25 protein-coding genes are annotated in these 23,824 nt (G+C 69.9%); 13 read left to right on the forward strand and 12 right to left on the reverse strand.

The window, feature by feature from the left end:
- Positions 1-100 precede the first annotated feature (100 nt).
- The 3 genes from guaB to Q8Q85_15300 form a co-directional block, all read right to left on the reverse strand.
- Positions 101-1,561 (reverse strand): IMP dehydrogenase, encoded by a 1,461-nt coding sequence (gene guaB / locus Q8Q85_15290; GenBank protein MDP3775624.1) that lies wholly within the window; start codon positions 1,559-1,561, stop codon positions 101-103.
- Between the two features lie 79 nt (positions 1,562-1,640).
- Positions 1,641-2,009 (reverse strand): DUF2281 domain-containing protein, encoded by a 369-nt coding sequence (locus Q8Q85_15295; GenBank protein ID MDP3775625.1) that lies wholly within the window; start codon positions 2,007-2,009, stop codon positions 1,641-1,643.
- Positions 2,006-3,046, reverse strand: a complete 1,041-nt coding sequence (locus Q8Q85_15300; GenBank protein MDP3775626.1) for a hypothetical protein — start codon at positions 3,044-3,046, stop codon at positions 2,006-2,008. Before Q8Q85_15300 ends, Q8Q85_15295 begins: the two co-directional genes overlap by 4 nt.
- Positions 3,047-3,090: 44 nt before the next feature.
- On the opposite strand from Q8Q85_15300, the gene Q8Q85_15305 reads away from it, so the two are divergent.
- The 12 genes from Q8Q85_15305 to Q8Q85_15360 all read left to right on the forward strand — a co-directional run bounded on the left by Q8Q85_15305 (position 3,091) and on the right by Q8Q85_15360 (position 13,572).
- Positions 3,091-3,828 carry a hypothetical protein gene (locus Q8Q85_15305; GenBank protein ID MDP3775627.1) on the forward strand — a complete coding sequence of 246 codons (738 nt, stop codon included), beginning with the start codon at positions 3,091-3,093 and terminating at the stop codon, positions 3,826-3,828.
- Positions 3,829-3,838: 10 nt separating this feature from the next.
- Positions 3,839-4,492 carry an ABC transporter permease gene (locus Q8Q85_15310; protein MDP3775628.1) on the forward strand — a complete coding sequence of 218 codons (654 nt, stop codon included), beginning with the start codon at positions 3,839-3,841 and terminating at the stop codon, positions 4,490-4,492.
- Positions 4,485-5,480: an ABC transporter ATP-binding protein gene (locus Q8Q85_15315; GenBank protein MDP3775629.1), complete on the forward strand. Its 996-nt coding sequence runs from the start codon at positions 4,485-4,487 to the stop codon at positions 5,478-5,480. Before Q8Q85_15310 ends, Q8Q85_15315 begins: the two co-directional genes overlap by 8 nt.
- Before the next feature lie 31 nt (positions 5,481-5,511).
- Positions 5,512-5,922, forward strand: a complete 411-nt coding sequence (locus Q8Q85_15320; protein MDP3775630.1) for a 6-carboxytetrahydropterin synthase — start codon at positions 5,512-5,514, stop codon at positions 5,920-5,922.
- 2 nt (positions 5,923-5,924) lie between these two features.
- Positions 5,925-6,656: a formate dehydrogenase accessory sulfurtransferase FdhD gene (locus Q8Q85_15325; GenBank protein MDP3775631.1), complete on the forward strand. Its 732-nt coding sequence runs from the start codon at positions 5,925-5,927 to the stop codon at positions 6,654-6,656.
- A gap of 41 nt (positions 6,657-6,697) precedes the next feature.
- Complete coding sequence (locus Q8Q85_15330; GenBank protein MDP3775632.1) at positions 6,698-7,525, forward strand: hypothetical protein; 828 nt, start codon at positions 6,698-6,700, stop codon at positions 7,523-7,525.
- Positions 7,526-7,542: 17 nt separating this feature from the next.
- Entirely contained in the window at positions 7,543-8,127 is a 585-nt protein-coding gene (locus Q8Q85_15335; protein MDP3775633.1) for a molybdenum cofactor guanylyltransferase, read from the forward strand.
- Positions 8,109-8,630, forward strand: coding sequence for a molybdopterin-guanine dinucleotide biosynthesis protein B (mobB, locus tag Q8Q85_15340; protein MDP3775634.1), 522 nt, complete (start codon positions 8,109-8,111; stop codon positions 8,628-8,630). The genes Q8Q85_15335 and mobB overlap by 19 nt, the downstream gene beginning before the upstream one ends.
- Positions 8,627-10,102, forward strand: coding sequence for a D-alanyl-D-alanine carboxypeptidase/D-alanyl-D-alanine-endopeptidase (gene dacB / locus Q8Q85_15345; GenBank protein MDP3775635.1), 1,476 nt, complete (start codon positions 8,627-8,629; stop codon positions 10,100-10,102). Before mobB ends, dacB begins: the two co-directional genes overlap by 4 nt.
- Entirely contained in the window at positions 10,099-11,349 is a 1,251-nt protein-coding gene (locus Q8Q85_15350; protein MDP3775636.1) for a molybdopterin molybdotransferase MoeA, read from the forward strand. The genes dacB and Q8Q85_15350 overlap by 4 nt, the downstream gene beginning before the upstream one ends.
- 11 nt (positions 11,350-11,360) lie before the next feature.
- A complete protein-coding gene (locus tag Q8Q85_15355) occupies positions 11,361-13,223 on the forward strand; it encodes a hypothetical protein (GenBank protein ID MDP3775637.1) in 1,863 nt (620 codons plus the stop codon).
- 79 nt (positions 13,224-13,302) lie between these two features.
- Positions 13,303-13,572: a hypothetical protein gene (locus tag Q8Q85_15360; GenBank protein MDP3775638.1), complete on the forward strand. Its 270-nt coding sequence runs from the start codon at positions 13,303-13,305 to the stop codon at positions 13,570-13,572.
- A gap of 247 nt (positions 13,573-13,819) precedes the next feature.
- Here Q8Q85_15360 and Q8Q85_15365 read toward each other — a convergent pair whose 3' ends face one another.
- The 9 genes from Q8Q85_15365 to Q8Q85_15405 form a co-directional block, all read right to left on the reverse strand.
- Entirely contained in the window at positions 13,820-14,515 is a 696-nt protein-coding gene (locus Q8Q85_15365; protein ID MDP3775639.1) for a hypothetical protein, read from the reverse strand.
- A complete protein-coding gene (locus tag Q8Q85_15370; protein ID MDP3775640.1) occupies positions 14,512-15,489 on the reverse strand; it encodes an electron transfer flavoprotein subunit alpha/FixB family protein in 978 nt (325 codons plus the stop codon). Before Q8Q85_15370 ends, Q8Q85_15365 begins: the two co-directional genes overlap by 4 nt.
- The gene (locus Q8Q85_15375; GenBank protein ID MDP3775641.1) at positions 15,489-16,241 is read right to left on the reverse strand and encodes an electron transfer flavoprotein subunit beta/FixA family protein; all 753 of its coding nucleotides are present in this window, start codon (positions 16,239-16,241) and stop codon (positions 15,489-15,491) included. The genes Q8Q85_15370 and Q8Q85_15375 overlap by 1 nt, the downstream gene beginning before the upstream one ends.
- 110 nt (positions 16,242-16,351) lie before the next feature.
- Positions 16,352-17,539 (reverse strand): acyl-CoA dehydrogenase family protein, encoded by a 1,188-nt coding sequence (locus tag Q8Q85_15380; GenBank protein ID MDP3775642.1) that lies wholly within the window; start codon positions 17,537-17,539, stop codon positions 16,352-16,354.
- 20 nt (positions 17,540-17,559) lie between these two features.
- Positions 17,560-18,348 (reverse strand): SprT-like domain-containing protein, encoded by a 789-nt coding sequence (locus Q8Q85_15385; GenBank protein ID MDP3775643.1) that lies wholly within the window; start codon positions 18,346-18,348, stop codon positions 17,560-17,562.
- Positions 18,338-19,162, reverse strand: a complete 825-nt coding sequence (locus Q8Q85_15390) for a metallophosphoesterase (GenBank protein ID MDP3775644.1) — start codon at positions 19,160-19,162, stop codon at positions 18,338-18,340. The genes Q8Q85_15385 and Q8Q85_15390 overlap by 11 nt, the downstream gene beginning before the upstream one ends.
- 13 nt (positions 19,163-19,175) lie before the next feature.
- Positions 19,176-20,231 carry an isocitrate/isopropylmalate family dehydrogenase gene (locus tag Q8Q85_15395; GenBank protein MDP3775645.1) on the reverse strand — a complete coding sequence of 352 codons (1,056 nt, stop codon included), beginning with the start codon at positions 20,229-20,231 and terminating at the stop codon, positions 19,176-19,178.
- Positions 20,231-20,722, reverse strand: a complete 492-nt coding sequence (locus Q8Q85_15400) for a hypothetical protein (GenBank protein MDP3775646.1) — start codon at positions 20,720-20,722, stop codon at positions 20,231-20,233. The genes Q8Q85_15395 and Q8Q85_15400 overlap by 1 nt, the downstream gene beginning before the upstream one ends.
- 205 nt (positions 20,723-20,927) lie before the next feature.
- Positions 20,928-21,773 carry a 3-oxoacyl-ACP reductase family protein gene (locus tag Q8Q85_15405; protein MDP3775647.1) on the reverse strand — a complete coding sequence of 282 codons (846 nt, stop codon included), beginning with the start codon at positions 21,771-21,773 and terminating at the stop codon, positions 20,928-20,930.
- An 85-nt stretch (positions 21,774-21,858) separates the two neighbouring features.
- On the opposite strand from Q8Q85_15405, the gene Q8Q85_15410 reads away from it, so the two are divergent.
- A partial coding sequence (locus tag Q8Q85_15410) for a carbon starvation CstA family protein (GenBank protein ID MDP3775648.1) occupies positions 21,859-23,824 on the forward strand: 1,966 nt, incomplete at its 3' end.

Raw genomic sequence — 23,824 nt, forward strand, 5'->3', positions numbered from 1 at the left:
TTGTAGGAGATTGGAGCGGGCGCGCGGCCCCTAGAGAACCGCGCAATGCTAGGCCGCCCAGCCGTCCATGTCAAGCAAATCCGGGCGAGCCGAGCGGCCCTCAGACCGAATAGTTCGGCGCCTCGCGCGTGATCACGACGTCATGCGGGTGCGATTCGCGCAGGCCCGCCGCGGTGACGCGCACCATCGTCGTATCGGTCTGCAACTCGCGAATGGTTCGGACGCCGCAGTAGCCCATTCCGCTCCTGAGGCCGCCCACCAGCTGGTAGAGCACGTCCCCGACGGGGCCCTTGTAGGGCACGCGGCCGTCGATCCCTTCCGGCACCATCTTGGAGGGCGACATCTCGCCTTCCTGGAAGTAGCGGTCGGCGGAGCCGTCCTGCATCGCCGAAAGGCTGCCCATGCCGCGGATCACCTTGAAGCGTCGCCCCTCGAGAAGGAGGGACTCGCCGGGGCTCTCTTCGGTGCCGCCGAGCATCGAGCCCATCATGACGCACGACGCGCCGGCTGCGATCGCCTTGACCGCGTCGCCGGAGTACTTGATGCCGCCATCGGCGATGACGGGCACGTCCTTCGCGCCGTTCACCGCATCGATGATGGCAGTGAGCTGCGGGACGCCGACGCCGGTGACGACTCGGGTGGTGCAGATGGATCCGGGGCCGACTCCGACCTTGATCGCGTCGACGCCGCGCTCAGCGAGGGCGCATGCGCCGTCGGTCGTGGCGACGTTCCCGCCGATCAGTTGCGCGTCGGGGAACTTCTCGCGCAGCTCGGCCACGACCTCTAGCACGCCCTCGCTGTGCCCGTGGGCCGAGTCGACGACGAGCACGTCGCAGCCGCCGTCCAGCAGGGCGCCGGCGCGGGCTACGGCGTCCTTCGACGCGCCCACCGCCGCGGCTACGCGCAGGCGGCCGTGCCGATCCTTGTTGGCGTTGGGGTACTGCTCGCGCTTGAAGATGTCCTTGACGGTGATGAGGCCCTTCAGCGTGCCGTCCTCGGCGACGACGGGGAGCTTCTCGATCTTGTGGCGGCCGAGGATCTTCTGCGCCTGGTCGAGGGTCGTGCCGACCGGCGCGGTGACGAGCTTGCCGCTCGTCATCACTTCCTTGATCGGCCGGTTGAGGTCGCGCTCGAACTGAAGATCCCGGTTGGTGATGATGCCGACCAGCTTGCGTTGCTGGTCCACGATCGGGACGCCGGAGATCTTGAACCGCTGCATGAGGTGCAGCGCGTCGCGGATAGGGCGGTCGGGCGGGAGGGTGATCGGGTCGAGGATCATCCCGCTCTCCGAACGCTTCACCCGGTCCACTTCCGCCACCTGCCGGTCGATGGGGAGGCTCTTGTGGATGACGCCGATGCCGCCGAGGCGCGCCATGGCGATCGCCATCTCGGCTTCCGTGACGGTGTCCATGGCGGCGGAGACGAACGGGATGTTGACCGGGATCTCGCGGGTCAGCCGCGAGGAGACGTCAACCTGGCGTGGATGGACGGTCGAATGGCGCGGTACGAGGAGGACGTCGTCGAAGGCCAGCCCATCGTTCAGGCGAATCCGGCTTTCCATGGCGGAAGATACCGGGCGCGCGCGCTGAGCGTCAAGCAGAACTCGAAGAGAGCCGACCGGCAGCTCGCGGCGGCACCCATCAAGCGGACTGGCCGCTCTGAGGCGGCGCTTCGATCTCCTTCTTGGGCTCCTCTTTCGAAACCGTCTTGTCACCGCCGCCGGCGACCTGATCCACCACCGATTTCCCGGCGGCGGCAAGCCCCGACATGACGCGTCCCGCGCCCGACATCACGTCCATGGTGCCCTTGATCGCGGACACCGACACCTGGCCGGCACGCAGCGTGTCCTCGACCGTCTCGGCCAGCTTCTGGAAGGGAGAGGGCTCGGTGGGGGTGCGAGCCGCGTACTTGGATTCCAGGAACTCGATGTAGTCGAGCACCTGGTAGACCCGCTCGTCGGGGAGCGTTTCCAGCTTGCGGTCGATGCGCTTTCTCAGGAACTCGTTCATTGGGAGATGTCCACCAACTCGAGGATCGGATTGGCCAGGTAGGCGCTGCGGCCGTTCAGGACGCGGGCGACGATCTCAACGCGGGCCAGCGGCTCGAGACGCCCGACCTCGTCCAGTTTTGCCGCCGGAACGACTACGTAGATGAACGCGTACTCGGGCGCGGGGCCGCGGGCCAGGATGTACCGCTGGCCCGGCGCGAAGTCCGGGCGCAATTCGTCCGCGGTCTGAAGGCTGATGAACTGGATGGTCCAGCGAAGCAGCTTGCCGCGAAACTCGTCCGGCTGCGAACGCAGCTCGGCGGCCGAGACGCCGGTGAGGATGCCGGCGTCGGACACGCGGATCTCGTTCTCGCGCACCCACCCCTGCGCCTCGACCCGCACCCAGCCGCCGGCGCGCGCCGTGATGCGGAGCGACGTCCCGGCCTCCAGCGTACCGGCAGGCGCGGCGTCGGGCGCGCGGAAGAGCTGGAGTCGGCGGCGCGCCACCGCGCGGCGAGGGTCAACCTCCGCTGCTGCGGGCGGCGTCGCCTGCGCGACGGTCGTCTCGGCGCGCGGCGCGCTTGGCATGGTCGTGGCGCCCCCGCCGGTGAACGCCGCGGACGCCACCCACCCGGTCCGCCGCACGTGCACCCACCCGCCGCGGCGCTCCACCTCGTCGAGCAGGCAACCCAGGACGAGCCGCGCCAGCACCCGACCGTTCGGGGTTTGGCGGAGGTTCTCAGCTGGCCCGCGCGCGATGGTCAGAGTGTGCCCGTCGCGGTTCGCGGGCTGGAGCGAACGCCGGAACACCCAGCCGTCGAGCGTGACCTCGGTGTGGCCTGAGCGGGCGCGGCCGCTCGTGACGGGCGCTCCGGTGTATATCCGGCCGAGGCGGGTGCCGCCCGGATCACTCAGGAAGGTCTCGTTGTCACGCTGGATTAGGGTCGCCTGTTGGGCGCGCGCGGCGCCGGCCAGCGGCCACGCGAGAACCCCGAGGACGGCCAGGTGAAGCAGGGCGCGTGTGGCTGGTAGGGGACGCCAGGTGGCGGTAGATTGCACCGTTCGATACCGCACGAAAGTCATTGTAGAGCATGGGAGTAGCGATGTCAAACGACTGGGTGGCGGTCGCGCCGACGCGTGGACGCGCAGTTGGGGTAGTCGGTCTTCGGTGCGCGGTGATCGGCTTGGCGATCGCGGCGCCCGTGCGCGCGCAGGTCGGGCACGACCCGGCCAGTTCGCCGTTCCATGACCTGACCACGACCCAGGGCCTCACGGTCTCTTTCGGGCGTTTCGCGGGGGCCCGCACGGCCGCGGGCGTCGGCGCGAGGCCCGGGACGTACGTCGGCCTGCGCTTCGACACGCGCCTCTCCGGGCCCGCGGATTTCTGGGCATCGGTGGCGCGCGTCGCGAGCAGCCGCCGGGTGGTCAATCCTGACACGGTCGTCACGGTGACGGGGCCGGTGGACATGCCGCTCATCGCGGCAGACCTCGGCCTGGCGCTGAACCTGACGGGGGCCAAGACCTGGCACCGCCTCGCCCCGTACGTGGGGCTCGGGATCGGCGTGCTGTCGCCTACCAAGACGGTGACGGACCCAGGCGGCTACCAGGCCGCGACCAACTTCAGCTTCGTGCCGACTATCGGGACCCGCGTCTTCGTGGGACGGGCGCTCGCGATACGGATCGACGCGCGGGACTACTATTTCCGGTACGAGTGGCCGCTTTCGTACTACGGAAGCGTGGACGGCGTCTTTCCACCCGTCTTCGACCCGTCCACGCCCGCCAGGCAGTGGACCCACAACTTCGCCCTCTCGGTGGGGCTGACGTACACTTTCACCTTCTAGCGCGCCGCCGATGACCTGGCCGCAGGCCGAGATCGTCGAGATCGCGGCCCTCTCGATCAAGGTCGCGGTGACGGCGACCGCGGTTTCGTGCGCGCTCGGCATCCCGCTGGGGCTGTGGCTCGGCGGCACCCGGTTCGCCGGCCGGCGAGGCCTGCTCGTCGTCCTCAACACGGCGCTCGCCTTCCCCACCGTCGTGGTCGGCCTGCTGGTCTTCCTCCTCCTCTCGCGTCGCGGACCCCTCGGCGGCCTCGGCCTGCTCTTCACGTGGCAGGCGATCGTGATCGCGGAAGTCATCCTCGCTCTTCCCATCGCCGCGGCGCTATCGGCGGCCGCCGTGCAAGCCGTGGACCCGCGGGTCCGCCGGACGGCGCTGACGCTGGGCGCGGGGCCGCTGCGCACGGCGTGGGTGGTCGCGCGCGAGGCGCGTTTCGCGCTCGCCGCGGCGGTCGTGGTGGCGTTCGGACGCGTGCTCTCCGAAGTTGGAGCGGCGATCATCGTGGGCGGCAACATCCGCCACCACACGCGCACGCTGACCACCGCCGTCACGCTGGCCACGTCGCAGGGCAACTTCGAGCTGGCAGTAGCGCTGGGCCTGGTGCTGTTCGCGCTGGCGCTGACGGTCAACGTGCTGCTCCAGCTCCTCCAGGGCCGCGGCGATGCTTGAGCTGTCCGGAGTGCGCCAAGCCTACGGGGACCGTACCGTCCTCGCGGTGGACGCGCTGGCGGTGGTGCGTGGCGAGCGGCTCGCGGTCGTCGGCCCCAACGGCTCGGGCAAGAGCACTCTGCTGCGCCTGCTCGCGTTCCTCGAGCCGCCGGCTGAAGGCACGATCCGCCTCGACGGCGCTCCGGTGACCAACGCCCGGGGACGCCGCGACGCGCGACGCCGCGTGACGCTCGTCGAGCAGCGCCCGTACCTGTTCAAGGGCACCGTCGCCGACAACGTGCGGTTCGGGTTGCGCGCCCGTGGCATGACGGTGGGCGACGCCTCGCGCCGGACGGACGCCGCGCTCGTCCTGCTGCAGGCTCGGCAGCTGGCGGGCCGCGATGCGCGTGCTTTGTCCGAGGGCGAGATCCAGCGGGTGGCCTTGGCGCGCGCCTTGGCAACGGAACCCGATGCGCTGCTCCTCGACGAGCCCGTATCCGGCGCCGACCGCGCGGCGCAGCACGCGCTCGCCGTGGCCATCAGCGAAGTCCAGGCGCGCCGGCCCATCGCGCTGGTCGTCGTGTCCCACCAGCTGGAGGACGCGTACCGCTGGGCCGACCGCATCCTCGCGCTGCACGATGGCCGACCTTCGGCGGTAACTCCCGAGAACCTGTTCCGCGTGGAGCTCGCTGGAGGCGCGGCGATGCAGCGCGTCTCGCTCGGCCCGCTGGCGATCGAAGTGGTGACCGACAGGAACGGACCCGCGACGCTCGCCATCCCTCCGGACGAGATCGTGCTCTCCATTGAGCCGCTCCACTCTTCGGCCCGCAACGTGGTCCGGGGGCGTATCGTGCGCGTCGCCGAGCAGGGCGCCGCCGTGCGCGTCACCCTCGATGCCGGCGTGGAGCTGGTCGCCCTCATCACCAGGAAGAGCTTCGAGGAGATGGGACTGGCGGTCGGCGGGCCGGTTTATGCGTCTTTCAAGAGCGTGGCGGTAAGGGTGTTTTAGCGGCTATCTTGGCTTGGTGTCCACTGTCCGCTTGACGCGCATCGTCCAGTTCAGCGCCGCCCACCGCTACTACCGGCCGGAGTGGAGCGTGGAGCGGAACACCGAGGTCTTCGGCGCGTGCGCCTCTCCTCACGGCCACGGCCACACCTACCAGTGCCACGTCACCGTCAAAGGCACGCCGGATCCCCTGACCGGCATGGTGATCGATCTGACGCTCCTCGATCGCGTGCTCAGCGAGGAGGTAGTCCAGCGGTTCGACCACCGCAACCTCAACCACGACGTGCCCGAGTTCGCACCCGGGAAAGCGGTGCCGACGGGCGAGGCGCTCTGCCTCGACGTCTGGACGCGAGTGGCCGCGCGCCTCCCCGCGGGGTGCTCCCTCGACGCGGTGCGCGTGCAGGAAGAGCCGGCGCTCTTCGCCGAGTACCGGGGGGAGCCGTAGTCGTGCCGCACGCCACGACGTCGGCGCTGGCGGCGGTCGAGGAGACGCCGGTCTGGCTGGAGGTCAACCACCAGCCGGCCGTCACCTGGATGTGCACTCCCGACCAGCTCGAGGAGCTGGTGGTGGGCTGGCTGCACGGCGAGGGTTACATCCGCACGTTGAAGGATCTGCTCTCGCTGCGCCCCTGCGCGACCGATCTCGGCTTCTGGGCCGAAGTGCCGGAGGAGCAAATGGCCGCGATCCGCGACGACGATCGTCGGCGGGTGCTGGCTTCGGGGTGCGGCGCGGTGAGCGTAGCCCTGGCCGATCCCGAGTCGCTCCCCAGAACCACGGCAAGGGGCGAGGCGCCGCCGGTCGAGCAGCTTCGCCTCTTGTTCAAGGAGCTTTTCCATCGCGGCAGGCGCTATCAGGAGACCGGAGGCATCCACGCGGCGGCGATCACCGACGGGACGTCGCTCCTGGCGCACGCCGAGGACATCGGCCGGCACAATGCGGTGGACAAGGTGATCGGCGGGATCATGCTCGAGGGCGGTGGGCCCGCCGGCCTGGGTCTTCTGGTGACCGGGCGCATCTCGGCGGAGCTGGCCTTCAAGGCCGCGCGCGCGGGCCTCGCCTACGTCGCCACCATCTCCGTCCCTTCGACCCTCGCGCTGACCATCGCGCGTCGGGCCGGCGTCCTGCTGGTGGGCCGGGCGGTCTCCGGGTCACCACAGATGCACCGGCCGGACCAGTAGCCGCCGCGGCCGGCCCGAAGCCCCCTCGACCTGGAGCGCTGATGACCAAAGCCATGTTCGGACTGTGCGCGGCGGCGGCGTTGGCGTTCCCGGCTCAGGCGGCACGGGCCCAATCCGGCGACGAGCCGAACCTCATCTTCTCCATCACCGGCGGCTACACGGGCGGTGGGCAACTCTGGAAGCTCGACAGGCAGGCCGTCCAGGCTCCCAGCGGCCAGTTCGACACCCTGGCACTCGAGCGCCGCCTGCGCCCGGGGTTCTCGGCGGTGCTTGGTGCCACGTTCTTCGGCTCGGCCCACGTCGGCGTCGGGCTCGAGGTCGCCCTCTTCGCCCTCGGCTCGGAATCGCGATGCGCCCCCCGCGACTCGTTCCGCACCGACCCGCAGCGCCTCAACGAACAGACCTGCGCTTCGATCCAGGGCAAGCACATCCCCACCAGTATGGTCGCGTTCCAGGGCGGCCTTACGTACCAGTTCGGCGACCGCCTGGGGGCGCAGCCCTACCTTCGGGCCGGCGGGGGGCTCGCGATCCTCGGCAATTCGTTCGTTCAGACGACGGCGGAGGTCGTGTCCAACAACCCCACCAGCTGCCTGACGGGCTGCACGCGCCTCGTGCTGGACGCGCCCCAGAGGAAGGAATTCGTCTGGACGGCCACACTGGCGGCCGGCGTGGCGCTTCCCATGGGGCCGGGATACCGGTTCCGCGCGGAAGTCAGGGATGGGATCACCGCACTTCCGGTGGTGACCGGGCCCGCGAACCCCCTGTCCACCACGTTGTTCGCCGTGACCGCCACATCCGTGCATCATGTGCTCTCGCTGACCTTCGGCATCGACGTGTTGCTCGAGCGCCGGCGGACCCGCCGCTACTGACGGCCGCCCGCGGCGCCGTGATCGCCGGCGGCGCTTCCACCCGGTACGCCGGGGTTCCGAAAGGACTGCTCGAGGTCGGCGGGCGCCGGCTCATCGACCGGGTCGTGGAAGCGCTTCACCAGGCGACCGGCGCACCGCCCGTCGTGATCGCGAACGCCCAGGACGCGGCGGCGTGGGTCCCGGGCCTCGCCGTGCACGCGGACGTCGTGCCTGACCAGGGTTCCCTAGGGGGGATCCTTACCGCGGTCGAGGCCCTGGGCGCGGCCGTTTGCGTGGCGTGGGACATGCCGTTCGTGCCCTCGGGCTTGCTGGCTGAACTGGCGTCGCTGCTGGAGAACGCCGACGCCGCGCTGCCGGAGAGCGACTCCCGTCGTGGCCTCGAGCCGCTTTGCGCGGCCTACGGCCCGGCGTGCGGCCCGGCCATCCGGGCGGCGCTCGCCCGGGGTGACCAGCGAGCCATCGGATTCCACTCCGACGTGAGGGTGGCCCGGCTGCCGCGGGCGTCCGTGTTGCAGTACGGCGACCCAGGCGTACTTTTCTTCAACGTGAATTCACCCCGAGACCTGTCGCGCGCGGAGGCGCTATGCCGGGCCCCCGGCTGATCGCGATCATAGGCAAGAAGAACGCCGGGAAGACGACCCTCGTCGTCGCCCTGGTGCGCGAGCTCATCCGTCGCGGCCACCGGGTCATGACCATCAAGCACGGCAGCCACCCGTTCGACATCGACGAGAAGGGTCGTGACACCTGGCGCCACATGCACGAGGGCGGCGCCGAGCGCGTGGTGATGGAGACGCCCAACTCGCGGGTGCTGATAGCGAAGCCGAATGAGCAGATGGGTCCGCGCGAGCTGGCCGGCCTGTACCTCGCCGACGCCCACTTCGTCGTGGTCGAGGGGTTCAAGTCTTCCGACCTGCCCAAGATCGAGGTGTACCGCGCGGCAGCGCACCCCGACCCGCTCTATTCTCCCGGAACGCCGGAAGCCAAGCACTACCTGGCCATCGTCACCGACGTGCGGGACTACAAGGCGCCCATTCCCGTCCTCCGGTTCTCCGACACCGCCTGGCTCTACCGGCTCACCGACATCATCCTCCAGGGCGCGGGATGAAACGCGCGTCGCGCGTGCTCGCCGCGACGCTCGTGGCGGGCTGCGCGGCGCGCGGATCACCCTCCCCTCTCGCTCCCGAGGTCCGGCGCCTGGCCGCGGAACTCGACAGCGCCTTCGCCTCCCCGGCGTTCGACCGGGCGATGTGGGGGGTGGTGGTGCAGTCGCTGGACAACGGCGAAGTGCTCTACCGCCGCAACGCCGAGAAGCTCTTCAAGCCGGCATCCAACCTGAAGCTCGTGACCGGCGCCGCGGCGCTGGTCCGCCTCGGGCCCGACTTCCGCTATCGCACCCCGGTCCTGGCGCGAGGCGCGAGGCACGGCGACACGCTCGCCGGCGACCTCGCGGTGATCGGGCGGGGTGACCCAAGTCTGTCGCAACGCGTGGCGGGCGGAGCCGACATCCTGGGCGCGCTCCGGCTGTGGGCCGACTCGCTGCGGGCGCGCGGCATCCGCGTCATCGCGGGTCGAGTGACGGGCGACGCGAGCTGGTTCCCCGACCCCATCCTCGGCGAGGGATGGATGTGGGACGACCTGCCGTTCGACTACGCGGCTCCGATCGGCGCGCTCCAGTTCAACGAGGCGGTCGCGGCCATCGAGATCGCGCCGGGCCGCACCGCGGGCGATCCCTGCCGCGCGACGCTCCTCCCATCGGGTGCTCCGCTTCGGGTGTTCTCCACCGCGGTCACGGCCCCGGCCGACTCGGCCATCAACACGATCGACTTCGACCGGGCGCCGTTCACCGACTCGGTGATCGTCACGGGGCGGCTCTCGGCCGGCCACGCGCCGGTACGCCTCGCGGTCGCCGTCCCCGACCCAACGCGCTACTTCGAGGCGGCGCTCACCCAGGTCCTGCGCGAGGCCGGCATCACGGTCGTCGGCGCGCCGGCCACCGCGACGGCGGCGGACACGCTCTTCATCTGGCAGTCCCTCCCGCTGCGCGACCTCATGCCGTTCTTCGAGAAGCCGAGCCAGAACCAGATCGGCGAGGCGCTGCTGCGCACCCTGGGCGGCGCGGCGCGCGGCGTGGCCTCGGTGGACAGCGGGCGCGCCACCGTGCGGGACGTGCTGCGAGGCTTCGGCATTCCGGACGACGCGTACCACATCGCCGACGGCTCGGGCGTCTCGCACTACAACTACGTGGCGCCGGAGCTGCTCGCGCGGGTCCTCTTCATGATGGGTCGGCGCCCCGACGCCCAGGTGTTCATCCAGGCGCTGCCGATCGCGGGCGTGGACGGCACGCTCGCGGGCCGCCTGCGCGGCACCGCGGCCGCGGGTAACGCGCACGCCAAGACCGGCGACATCTCCGGCGCGCGCACTCTGTCCGGCTACGTCACCACCTCCGACGGCGAGCGTCTGGTGTTCGTGCTGATGGCCAACCACTTCACCGCGCCGCGTCGCGTGGTGGACGTCGTGCAGGACCTCGTCGTGGAGCGACTCGCCAACTTCCGCCGCGGCGCGCCGTCCGGCCGGTGATCGGCGTCCGCGAGGCGATCGACCACATCCTCGCCGGCGTCCCGGTGCTGGACGTCGAGGACGCCTCCCTGCTCGACGCGCGGGGCCGGGTACTCGCCGAGGAAGTGGATTCACCGCTCGACCTGCCGGCCCACCCGAACTCGGCCATGGACGGGTATGCGGTGCGCGCGGCCGACGTGCGCGGCGCGAGCCAGGACGCTCCGCGCCGCCTCCACGTGGTCGAGTCGGTCCCCGCCGGCCGTTTCCCGACCAGGGCCATCGGCGCCGGCGAAGCGACCCGCATCTTCACCGGCGCGCCGTTGCCCGATGGATCCGATGGAGTGATCCGCCAGGAAGACACGACGCGCGAAGGAGACGACGTCGTGGTGCTCTACGATCGCGACGCCGGAAAGAACCTCAGGCTCGCGGGCGAAGACCTGAGAAAGGGCGCGCGCGTGTTCGACTCCGGCGCGGTCCTCGGTCCCGCGCAGCTCGGCGTGCTGGCTTCGATGGCCCGGTCCCGCGTCCGGGTCCGGAAGCGCGCCCGCGTGGCGATCATAGCCTCGGGCGACGAGATAGTGGACCTGGACCAGGCGGAAGAGATCCTCGCCGGACGGAAGACCGCGACATCGAATTCGTACACCCTGCACGCGCTGGTGCTGGAGTCCGGCGCGACGCCGGTGCCGCTGGGCATCGCCGCAGACACGCTGGAGAGCGTGCGCGCGCTCTTCGGGCGCGCGACGCGCGAGTCGGACCTCATCGTATCGACGGCGGGCGTCAGCGTGGGCGAGCACGATTTCGTGCGCGACGCGCTCGCCGCGCTGGGCGCGGAGTTGGGCTTCTGGCGCGTGCGGATGCGGCCCGGGTCGCCACTCGGCTTCGCCACGGTGGCCGGCGTGCCGTGGATAGGGCTCCCCGGCAACCCGGTGAGCACGATGGTCTGCTTCGAGCTGTACGTGCGCCCCGCCATCCGGAAGATGCACGGCCACCGCGACCTCTTCCGCCGCACCGTGCCCGCGGTGACCGAAGAGCCGATCAAGACGGGCGGCCGCCTCACCCACTTCCTGCGCGCCGTCTTGACAGAGACCGACGCCGGCTACCGCGCGCGGCTCACCGGCCCCCAGGGCTCCGGAATACTGACGTCGATGGCGAAGGCCAACGCGCTCCTCATCGTGCCGGAGGACCGCAACGAAGTCCCCGCCGGCTCCACCTTGTCCGCGCTCCTGCTGGACGATTCGCGCTCGACCGAACACCCTCCACTAGGATGAAGACACGCCCCATGCCGACACTTTCGCGCCTCGCGTGCGCCGCCCTCATCCTTGGCGGACCAGCCGCGACAGCGGCCGCGCAGCTCCCGGTCCATGGCTACGCCGACGGCTTCGTCCGGAAGTCCGATCCCGCCGACCCCGCGGTCCGCTATCGCGTGGCGGTGCGCGACGACGACCGGCGTGCCTACCACGTGGAGATGGAGATCCGCAACGTCGCCGACTCGGCGCTCGCGCTCCAGCTGCCCAACTGGGCCCCCGGATCGTACCGCATCACCAACGCCTGGCGCCGCATCCGGGGCCTGGCCGCCACGGATGCCGCCGGCCGGCCGCTCGCGGTGACGAAGCCGGACAGCCTGACGTGGACGGTCCGGACCGGAGGCGCGCCGAGCGTCGTCGTGCGGTACGCCGTCGAGGTGGGTTCATCGCCCAACAATCGCTCCTATCTCGGTCGCGAGGCGGGCCTGATCGACGGGCCGGCCACGTACCTCTACCTCGCGGGCCGCCAGCACCTGCGGGCGCAGGTGCGGTTCGCGCTGCCGGCCGGATGGCGCATCGGCACCGGCCTGGAAGCCTCCCTGGACTCGACGGTGTACCTCGCGCCCTCTTACGACGTCCTGATCGACTCGCCGGTGCTGGTGGGCCGCATTCAGCGCTGGGTCTTCACCGCGGACGGCACCCCGCACCAGATCGTGATCGCGAACGACGGCCGCCCGGTCCCCTTCGACACGCTCGCGTTCGTCGACATGGTCCGGCGGATCACCGAGACCGCCATCGCCATTTTCGGCCAGGCGCCCTACCGGGACTACACGTACATCTTCGTGGTGGGGAGCGGCGGCGGGCTCGAGCACCTCAACTCGACCACCATCGGCGTCACCGCCGACAGCCTCGCGGTGGACGTGCGCAGGGCGGCGAGCGTGACCGCACACGAGTTCTTCCACACCTGGAACGTCAAGCGCATCCGCCCCGCCATCCTGGGCCCCTTCGATTACACTCGGCCCCAGCGGACGCTGGACCTATGGTTCGCCGAGGGGAACACCAGTTACTTCGGCGGGATCATTCAACTGCGCGCGGGCCTGATCACGCGCGACGGCTACCGGGGGATCGTGCGCAACCTCATCAGCGCGCACCACGCCAATCCCGCGCGTCTGGTCGTGAGCCCGGAGCGCGCCTCGTGGACGACGTGGGACGGGCCGGAGGCGAATGACGGGTACAGCATCTCCTACTACGACCAGGGCCAGCTCCTCGGCCTGCTGCTCAACATCGCGATCCGTGATTCCACGGAGAACCGGCGCAGCTGGGAGGACGTCTTCCGCTATCTGTTCGCGCGCTTCTCGGGAGAGCGCGGCTTCACCTCCGAGGACCTGATCCACTCCGTGAACGCCGTCTCGGGCCGGGATTTCCAGGACTTCTTCCGGAAGTACGTGAGCGGCGCCGCCGAGATACCGTGGAACGACTACCTCGAGCGCGTCGGCTGGCACGTCGAGTTCCGGGACTCCGTGGAGCCGGTGGACCTTCGACTCGAGTTCGTCCCGCCCGGTATGGCGTTCGGCGCGCCCGGCCCCACCGACCAGTGGCGGCTCCAGGTCACCCAGGGCACGGCGTGGGCGTTGGCAGGCCTCATAACGGGCGACGTGCTGGTGCGCGTCAACGGGCGGAACGTGCTCGCCTCGCCCGTCGCCTTCGACGCCTTCCGCACGCTTCGAGAGGGCGACACGATCACGCTGGATGTGCTCCGCGGCGGACGCCCGCTTACCATTCCAGTACGTGGCCAGCCATACCGGACCAGCGTGGCGGTAGTGACCGAGATGCCTGACGCGAGCCCGCGCGCCTTGCGGCTGCGCGAAGGCATGCTGGCGGGGACGACGGATAGATAGACGAGCCGGGGCGCGCACCGGACCGCGCGCGGCGCGCCCACGCACCAGGCACCGATACCGACGAACGCTGGGGACATCGATGGAGCTCAAGATCAGTCAAGGCATGCTGGACGCGCTGCACCACGCCGGCCACGTGCCGGAGGACATCAGGCGCCGCCTGGGCGCCATTCAACCTCTAGCGGGCGCTACGCCGCCGCGGTTCCGGCTCACCTTGTCGGAGGATGAGGCGATGGAGCTATCCGAGTTGCTGCAATGGCATGTGCGCAGCGACCCGACGACCGGCAGGCCGACGCCCGAGACGGCCCCGTACGCCGACATCATCCAGGCGATCTCGGACCAGCAGTTCTGACGGTGGCTAGATGACCACGCCGGGCGCTCGCGGGAATGGCGAAACGTGATGACTGGGAAGGTGGCCGACCGCGACGCCGTACTCGGCGACTACTCCTACGCAACGGGCAGCAGGCGAGCAACCGAAGCGTCGCGGTCTTCCTGACCGACAGGTGCTGCAGACCACAGGAGTTGCCTGCATTCCTGGCCGACGCGCTGCGGATCCAGGACTCGTTCACGCGCGCGTCGTCCGGCTGACCGGATCTCGGCTACCTTCCGGGGCGCTCCCGGATGCGCAGGTGGTACGTGACACCGATGGTGAGCGCGCCGTCGCGCGCCCTGGTTCGCGGGATGTAGCCGCCGCTCAGGCCGTCGGCCTTGGGGCGGACCCAGTAGCTCCAATACTCGATCCGGCCGGCGACATTGCTGCCGGGCTTCTGCCCGAAATCGTAGCCGATCCCGAATCCGCCGCCGGTCTCCGTCATCACGCCGCCAGATTGATTGAGGACCGGAGGTGCGCCGTGCCGGACGTACACGAGCGAGCCGCCAAGAAAGACCGGAGCGGCCGGCTTGAACCGGAAGAGCAGCCCGCCGTCGACCCGCACCGACGGCACCCGGTCGTTCGTGGTGGATAGCGGGCTCCCGTCCCGGTCCTCGCGGCGGCTGCGGTACGTGAAGGCGCCACTCAGGTGCAGCCCGAACCGTCGGCCGAGGGGCGACTGGAGCCGGCCGGTGAGAATCGGACCCCGGCTGAGGGTGTAGGTGTACGTGCTCCCGGCGGAGTCGGTGGAGCCCGCCCGGGCGCCGTAGGAGCTGAAGCCGATCAGGACGGAGGCCGCGGGCGGGAAGGCCACGGCGCGGGCGGGCGGGGCCGGCAGAGGGCCGACCTGCGCGGCTGCGATGACCGGCGCACCGGCGAGGAGAACGCCAAGCACCCGGCAGCAGCGTGCGACCTGAACCGTCATCCGGCCCTCATTTTGGCGATGGCTTCGGTGAGCTTCGGCACGATCTCGAACGCGTCACCGACGATGCCGTAGTCGGCGACCTTGAAGATCGGCGCGTCCTTGTCCTTGTTGATCGCGACTATGACCTTCGCCGTCCTCATGCCCGCGAGGTGCTGGATCGCGCCGGAGATGCCCACCGCGATGTAGAGTTGCGGGCTCACCGTCTTTCCCGTCTGGCCCACTTGATCCGCGTGCGGCCGCCACCCGGCATCCACCACCGCGCGCGACGCCCCGACTGCTGCGTTCCCGAAGGCCTTCGCGAGGTTTTCGAGGAGGAAGAAGTTCTCCGGCCCCTTGAGACCGCGCCCTCCCGACACGACGACGGGCGCTTCCGCCACGTCCATAGCGCCCTGCTCCGCGGCCTTCACCTCACGCACGACTACGCGCGCAGCGTCCGCCACGGCGCGGATGTTCTCTATCGTCCCCGCTCTCTGGGACTGCCCGGGCGTGAAGGTGTTGGGCCGAATGGAGACGAGCGCCGGCGTGGCGTCGACCTCGACCTGCTGAATGGCCTTTCCGGCGTACACCGGCCGCGTCGCCCGCACTTTGCCGCCTGCCACCTCGAGCGCGATCGCGTCGGTCGCCAGCGGCACGTCGAGCTGGACCGCCAGCCGCGGCGCCAGGTCGCGACCCGTCGCAGTCGCACCGACCACCACCGCGGCGTAGCCGCCCGCCTTGGCCTGCGAGGCGATGGTCGACGCGTACCCATCGGGCGCGTACCGCGCGAACGTTGGGTGCGTCGCGACGAGAACGCGGTCGGCGCCAACATCTCCGAGCCCGGCGCCCGGAGCGTCCACGCCGGGCCCGCCCACCACGATCGCATCCACCGAGCCGCCGAGCGCGTCGGCGAGCTGACGCGCCGCCCACACCACCTCCCTGCTCACCTTGCGCAGCGCGCCGTCGCGCTGCTCGGTCACGGCCAACACGTTCCCCATCACAGCACCTTCGCTTCGGTCTGGAGGAGACGGACCAGCTCCGGGACCGCGTCCGGCCCCTCGCCGACGATCCGGCCTTCCTTGCGATCGGCGGGAAGGGTGAGTCCCGTCGCCTTGAGCCTCGCCGCGCCGAAGGCCGCGGGCTTCACCTCGACCGGCTTCTTCTTCGCCGCCATGATCCCCTTGAGCGCCGGGTACCGCGGCGTGTTGAGGCCCTTCTCGCAGGTGAGCACGGCGGGGAGCGCGAACTCGACCACCTCGACTCCGCCCTCGATCTCCCGCTCGGCCACGCCTTTGCCGCCCTCGAGCTCGAGGTGCGCCACCGTCGTCACGCACGGCAGCCCGAGCAGCTCGGCCACCATCGAGCCCACCTGATGGTTGTAGTCGTCCACCGCCATCTTGCCGAACAGGATGAGGTCGTAGCCGCCGTCCTTGAGTTCGGCGGCGATGGCCTTGGCCACCGCGAGGCCGTCCGCGGGAATCGTGTCGGCCTTGAGGAGGATACCCCGGTCCGCACCCATCGCGAGCGCGGTGCGCATCGTTTCCTGCGCGGCGTCGGGGCCGAGGCTGACCACTACGACCTCGCCGGCGCCGGCCTTCTCCTTGCGCTGCAGCGCCTCTTCGACGCCGTACTCATCGTACGGGTTGAGCACGAACTTGACGCCCGCCTCGTCGATCGAGACCCCGTCGGCGCCGATCTTGATGCGGGCCTCGGTGTCGGGGACGCGCTTGATGCAAACGGCGATCTTCACGGACTGGTTCCCAAGCTAAAGGTTGCGCTGATGCGGGAGCGGGGAGCGGGGAGCGGTACCTTCACTGCGCGACCTCGCGTGAGCACCAGTGGTACCGCTCCCTGCTCCCCCTATTCGTAGGCGGCGATCCCGGTGATATCCTCTCCGAGGATGAGCGTGTGCATGTCGTGCGTGCCCTCGTACGTGTACACGCTCTCGAGGTTGGCCATGTGCCGCATCGCGGAATACTCGGCCAGGATCCCGTTCGCGCCTAACAGACGGCGCGCCTCGCGGGCACACTCGCACGCCATGTTCACGTTGTTGCGCTTGGCGAGCGATACCTGCTGCGGCCGCATCGTCCCCTGGTCCTTGAGCCGGCCCAGCTGGAGGCAGAGGAGCTGGCCCTTGGTGATCTCGGTCAGCATCTGCGCCAGCCGCGCCTGCTGGAGCTGGAACGCGGCGATGGGCTTCTTGAACATCACCCGCTGCTTGCCGTAGCTCAGCGCCTCGGCGTAGCACCCCATCGCCGCGCCGACCGAGCCCCACGCGATCCCGTACCGCGCCTGCGTGAGGCACATCAGCGGTGACTTGATCCCGCCTGACTTGGGCAGGAGCGCGTCCTTCGGCACCGAGACGTTCTCGAGCACCAGCTCCGATGTGTCCGAGGCGCGGAGCGAGAGCTTCCCCTTCTGGTCCTTCGCGCTGAAGCCGGGTGTGTCCGTGGGGACGATGAAGCCGCGAATGGTCGTCGCGTCGTTGAGGTCGCCCGTCTTGGCCCAGATGATGGACACCTGTGCCGTGGAGCCGTTCGTGATCCACATCTTGGCGCCGTTCAGGACCCAGCCGTCCTTCGTCTCCCTCGCGGTGGTGATCATGCCGGCGGGATTCGAGCCGTAGTCAGGCTCGGTCAACCCGAAGCAGCCGATCTTCGCGCCCGACGCGAGCTTGGGGAGCCAGTGTTTCTTCTGCTCCTCAGAGCCGAAGGCGTAGATCGGGTACATGACCAGCGCGCCCTGCACCGATGCGAACGAGCGCACGCCGGAGTCGCCGCGCTCCAGCTCCTGCATGATGAGCCCGTACGCGACGTTGTTGAGCCCCGCGCAACCGTACTCCTCCGGGAGGTTCGCGCCGAAGAAGCCCAGCTCCGCCATTTCCGGCACGAGATGCTTCGGGAACCTCCCTTCGAGGTAGTGCTCGTTGATGACCGGCATGAGCTTGTCGTCCACCCACTGCCGGACGGTGTCGCGGACGGCGCGCTCCTCTTCCGACAGGAGCGAATCAACGTCGTAGAAATCCACACCTTCGAAACGCGGGGCCATGTCTCGCCTTCAGTTCGGTGTCAGTCCGTTCGCGCCACGCTGGCGCGGCCTTGGGGCGCGCGCACCCGCCGGCGCGCGGAAGGGACCACGCCCACTTCGCTCGCCTTGCGCCGGAACAGCGGCCCGTGGTCCACTTCGATTCCGTTCTCGTGTTGCCAGAGGTGCACCATCTCGTGGAGGAGCGTGTGCGCCGCTTCCTCCCACCCGTGCCGGTCGATGTGCCGGCGGCTGATCGTCAGCTCGTAGGGACGGCCGGTGCCGTGGCGCAGGCCGAGCTGGCCGAGGCGGGTGCTCATCCGTCCGGAGATCCGAATTGGCAGCTCGGGGAGCGTCCCGCCGAAATGCCGCGCGTTGCAGTCGGCGAAGAGGTGCCGCAGTCGCACCAGCTTCTCGAGATCACCCGGGCGTGCCCGGTCCACCGACCACCGCCGGCGCGGCGGCCCAGCAACGTGCTCCTCCGCCTTGAACGAGAGGATCTCGTGCTCGGCGGCTCGGCGCGTCTCTCGGCGGGTGCCCGGCTTCAGGAACCGGACCACGGCCTTGAGCACCCGGTCCGGCGCCTGCGCGTAGCCGCGGTGGATGCTCAGCACCCGCCTGGGCGAGAGGCTCACCATCACGCTGCGGTTGTCGGTGACGCGCACGCTCCGCAAGTCCTTGAGCCCGAGCGCCTCGAGCCTCCTGGCGAGCAGGACCTCTTCCGGAAGCGTGATCCTGATCGGCGGCCGCGCGCCGCGGGTCGGAGCATGGGCCGGATCGCGGCCCGTTTCCTGGTCGCTGGTACGCCAACGCACTCCGAGCCTAGCGCGCAAAGTCTTCTCCTTCCGCCAAACAGAATCGTCCCTTCGCGGCATCGAAGCGATGGATCTCGACCCGGATCCGGTCGGGGCCGATCCGCACGACGTTGAAGCTCGAAGCCCGCTTCCCCCTGGACCGGGTCGAGAGCGTGCCCGCCGTAGAGACGACCACCCGCCTGCCGGCGCGTTCGATCTTGCCGATCCCTTCCTCGTGATCGTGGCCGCAGCAGACCACGTCCGCGCCGCATCTCGCGATGCCGTCGAGCGCCGCCTGCGGATGCGCCAGCCCCCAGCGCCGCGACAGCCGCCCCTTCAGCACGTTGTGGTGGAGGACCAACACTCTGGCCGTCCCCACCGGCGCCGAGCCGAACGCCCGCTCGGCGCGGTCGATCTCGCTCCCCGGCAGGTGCCCCTTCACGGTGAGATCGCGCAGGTTCCAGGTGAGCGAGCCCGGATGCAGGCCGTGCGCCGAGACCGTGCCGCAGATGACCGCGCCATCGACCGACAGCGTCGGCCTCAACTCCTCGGAAATGTAGCGCCGATATTTGCGATACCGCGCCGCACCGAGCAGTGGAATCCCGAGCGGTTCACGCCACCATTGGACATCGTGGTTGCCCGGCACGACGTGCACCGGCGCCAGCGCGGCCGCGAAGCGGAAGAACGCGCGGGCGCGCTGGAGCTCGCCGGCCCGCGCACGCTGGCTGTGGTCGCCGGAGACGATCGTCGCGGTGGGCGCGAGGTCCGGGAGCTGTGCCTCGACCGCTTCCAACTGCCTGACGTCCGCCAATCCGCCGAAGTGGATGTCGGACAAGTGGACGATCGTCGTCACCGGCGGGCTCCCGTCAACCCTTCACCCTTTCCGCGACCGCCTTCGCGAACTCCATCGTGCTCGCCTTCCCGCCCAGGTCCGTCGTACACACCCCATCGTCCCGGATGGTCCGAGTCACGGCGTCCTTCACCTGCCGCCCCGCGTCCAGCTCGCCGAGGTGCTCGAGCATCATGGCGGCGGCGAGGATCAGCGCCGCCGGGTTGGCCAGCCCCTTGCCGGCGATGTCCGGCGCCGTCCCGTGCACTGCCTCGAAGATCGCCGCCTTGGTCCCGATGTTCGCGCTCGGCGCCAGGCCGAGGCCGCCGATCAGGCCCGCCATCTGGTCCGACAGGATGTCGCCGAACATGTTGGTCGTCACGATGACGTCGAACTGATCGGGCTTGATCACCAGCTGCATGGCCGCGTTGTCGATGATCTTGTCGTCGAACTCGATCTTGCCCTCGTACTCACTCGCGATCCCCCGTCCCACCTCGAGGAACAGCCCGCTCACCATCTTGAGGATGTTCGCCTTGTGGACGAGCGTGACCTTGCTGCGCCCCTGGTGCAGCGCGTACTCGAAGGCGAACCGCACGATCCGCTCGCACCCCTGCCTCGTCACGATCGCCAGCGACTCGGCCACGGCCCTGGGATCGTCGCCCACCTGGACGAAGTGCTCTACGCCGGCGTAGAGCCCCTGCGTGTTCTCGCGCACCAGCACCAGATCGATGTGGTCGTAGGAGCGGAACGGTAGGATGGTCTTGACCGGCCGCAGGTTGGCGTAGAGGTCGAACTCCTTCCGGAGCGCCACGTTCACCGAGCGGTGGCCGCCGCCCACCGGCGTTGCCAGCGGCCCCTTGAGCGCGATCCTGGTCGCGCGGATCGACTCGATCGCCGGGATCTGCAGCGTCTCGCCGCGCCGTTCGACCGCGCCCGCCGCACCCGTCTCCTGCCGGTCCCAGGCGAAGTCGATGCCCGTCGCGTCGAGCACGGCGAGGGTCGCGTCGGTGATCTCGGGGCCGACGCCGTCGCCGGGGATCAGCGTGACGCTGTACGCCTGGAGGGTCGAATGCGTGACCAGGGAAGCGCGCATCAGTGCATTCCTCCGACGGCCGCGCCCGCCGCGCCGGCCAGCGCCGCCTCTGCTGTGGATGACGCCGCGCCGACCACCCGGCCGCGCCACAGCACCTCTCCGATACGCGCATCCACGACGACCAGGACGTACTCGGCGGTGAGTGCGCCGGGGTGGCCGGTGATCCTCACCACCGCGGGGACGATCGCCATCCGCGCGCCGGTCATGGCGACCAGCGTCCGGATGCCCGACCAGAGCGGCTCCGGCACCCGCTGGACCCGCGGGCCGGCTAGATACCCAGTCGGCAGCCGGTCGGGATCAACCCCGAGGGTCGGAGAGCGCCGCGCCGCCCTGCGCTGCTCCGGGAGCCCCATCCAGCTGACTTCGCGCGCATCCCGCCGGAGGGCCGTATCGAGGGCGGCATTCGCCACCTCGATCAGGGCCAGGCGGCGCGCATCGATCTCAGCAAGCCGGTCCGACGAGTCCCCGACCACGATGCCGCCAACCGCCATCAGAAGCGCGCTGGAGCCCGCCAGAGAGCCAACCGGGAGCGAACCGACTGGGTTAGACGCAAAGGGGTCTTCGGGCGTTACGCGGGCGGACGATCGACTCCCACAACTCCAGAGAGCCGCTGCCGCTATCGCTACGACACCATATCGACACTTACAAGACATTGGCTTCACCGCTGGGGGTGGGGCCTAGCTGGAGCGGAAAAAGCTAACTGAGGGCTTGGCCCCCGTCTACGCGAATGATCTCGCCGGTGATGTGGCGCGCCGCGTCGGTACATAGGAACACGATGAGCTGGGCGATGTCGTCCGGCTCCCCCAGCCGGCCGAGCGGCGTCTGGCCGCGCGCCCGCGCCACGAGCTCCTCGGAGAGGTGCTGGGTGAGCTCGGTCTTCACGAACCCCGGGGCTACGGCGTTGACGTTCACGTTGGCCGGCCCCAGCTCCACCGCCGCGGCGTGGGTCAGACCGATGAGGCCCGCCTTGGAGGCGGCATAGTTGGCGACCCCGAAGCCCGGCTTCATGGCCATGATCGATGCGACGTTCACGATCTTGCCGTAGTGTTGGCCGCGGAAGATGGGCGCCACCGATCTGATCATGTGGAACGCACCGGTGAGATTCGTCTCGACGACGTCACGCCAGGCCGTCGTGTCGGTCTTCCAGAGTGCCGCGTCGCGCGAGATGCCGGCGTTGTTGACCAGGATGTGGACGCCGCCCAGGGCGTTCTTCGCCGCCTGAACGAAACGATCCACCTCTTCCAGGCTGCGCACATCGCAGCGGTCGCAGAAGACGGGGACGTTGAGGCTCCTGAGGACGGCCTCGGTCATCGCGGCCTGGACCGCCACGTCGCGGCCCGGCAGCTCGACGTAGTTGAACGCGACGCCGCAGCCGCGGCGCGCGAGCTCGAGCGCCGTGGCCCGGCCGATGCCGGTGGCGGCGCCGGTGACGATCGCGCCCTTCCCGCGCAAGTCGAACTTCGACCCGGCGGGCTGGGGCTGCTCTTGGTGCGTGACTTCCTCGAGGAGCGCCGTGACGGCGTCCTGCTGGGGCTTGGGCACGGCGCGAAAGTACGCCTCGGCCAGATGGGCCGCAAGGCCGGGTCATTGACGGGCCCGAGACCCCAACGCTATGCTAGCCCTCAACATGCGACCAATCCTGTCCGGACTCGTCTGGGTCGCGGTCGCCGCGCTTGGCGCGCTCGGCTTCGGCGTGATGGCGCTTTCCCGCGGCGAGACCGTCAGCGCCGCGTGGCTTCTCATCGCCGGCGTCTGCACTTACGTGGTCGCGTTCCGCTTCTACTCGCGCTTCCTCGCAACCAAGGTCTTCGGGCTCGACGACCGCCGCGCCACGCCGGCGGAACGGCTGAACAACGGCCGCGACTTCGTGCCGACGAACAAGTGGGTGTTGTACGGCCACCACTTCGCGGCCATCTCGGGCGCGGGGCCGCTCATCGGCCCCGTCCTCGCGGCGCAGTTCGGCTTCCTGCCGGGCACGCTGTGGCTCATCGCCGGGGTGGTGCTGGGCGGCGCGGTGCAGGACTTCACGATCCTCTTCGCCTCGATGCGCCGCGACGGCAAGTCGCTCGGCCAGATGGCGAAGGAGGAGGTGAATCCGGCCGCCGGGTTGGCCGCCATGGTCGCCATCCTGGCGATCATGATCATCCTGCTGGCCGTGCTCGCGCTGGTGGTCGTGAACGCGCTGCGCGACAGCCCGTGGGGGCTCTTCACCATCGGCTGCACGGTGCCCATCGCCCTCCTCATGGGCTGGTGGATGAAGCGGTTCCGGCCCGGGAAAGTGGCCGAGGCCTCGGCCATCGGCGTGGCGCTGCTGGTGCTGGCGCTGGTGGGCGGCCAGTGGGTGTCGGAGCATCCCGCGCTCTCGTTCGCCTTCACGTGGTCCGGGACGCAGCTGGCCTGGGCGGTGATCGGCTACGGCTTCATCGCGTCGGTGCTTCCGGTGTGGATGCTGCTCTGCCCGCGCGACTACCTCTCGACCTTCCTCAAGATCGGGACCGTGCTGGTCCTCGGCGTGGCGATCCTGATCCTGCTGCCGCCGCTCAGGCTGCCTGCGGTCACCCAGTTTGCCGACGGCTCGGGGCCGGTGTTCGCCGGCAAGCTGTTCCCGTTCGCGTTCATCACCATCGCCTGCGGCGCCGTTTCGGGGTTTCACTCGCTGGTGGCGAGCGGCACCACGCCCAAGATGGTGACCAAGGAGACCGACGCCCGGCTCATCGGCTACGGCGGCATGCTGACCGAGTCGTTCGTGGGCCTCATGGCGATGGTCGCGGCGGCGACGCTGGATCCGGGCGTGTACTTCGCGATGAACGTGGGGCCCGGCATCCTGGGCGGCACGGTCGAGAGCGCCGCGCAGCAGATCGGCGAGTGGGGCTTCACGCTCCAGCCCGAGCAGATGACCGAGTTGGCCCGCCAGATGGGCGAGACCACGCTGCTTTCGCGCACCGGCGGAGCGCCCAGCCTCGCCGTGGGGATGGCCGGGATCCTCGGCGGGGTCTTTACCGGCCCCGGCCTCGCGCTCTGGTACCACTTCGCCATCATGTTCGAGGCGCTGTTCATCCTAACCACGGTGGACACGGGGACGCGGGTGGGGCGGTTCATGCTCCAGGAGCTCGGCGGGCACGTCTGGAAGCCTTTCGGCCGCACCTCGTGGTATCCGAGCATCGTGTTGTCGAGCGCGCTGGTGGTGGGCGGATGGGGCTACTTCCTCTATCAGGGCGTGGTGGATCCGCTGGGCGGGATCAATTCGCTGTGGCCGCTGTTCGGGATCGCGAACCAACTGCTGGCGGCCGTGGCCCTCTGCGTGGGCACTACGATCATCATCAAGATGGGGAAGGCTCGCTACGCCTGGGTGACCCTGGCGCCGCTGGCCTGGCTCGTCACGGTGACGCTGACTGCCGGCGTTCAAAAGGTGTTCGCCGCCGACCCCAGACTGGGCTTCCTGGCGCACGCCAGCTCGCTCGTGGGCTCGACCAACGCCGGTGCGGCGCGGATGATCCTCAACGACCGGCTGGACGCGGGGCTGGCGCTGGCGTTCATGAGTGTCGTGGTGGTGGTGATCGCGGCTTCGGCGAGGGAGTGGTGGATGGTGCTGT

Source organism: Gemmatimonadales bacterium (genome assembly GCA_030697825.1).
Classification (GTDB): domain Bacteria; phylum Gemmatimonadota; class Gemmatimonadetes; order Gemmatimonadales; family JACORV01; genus JACORV01.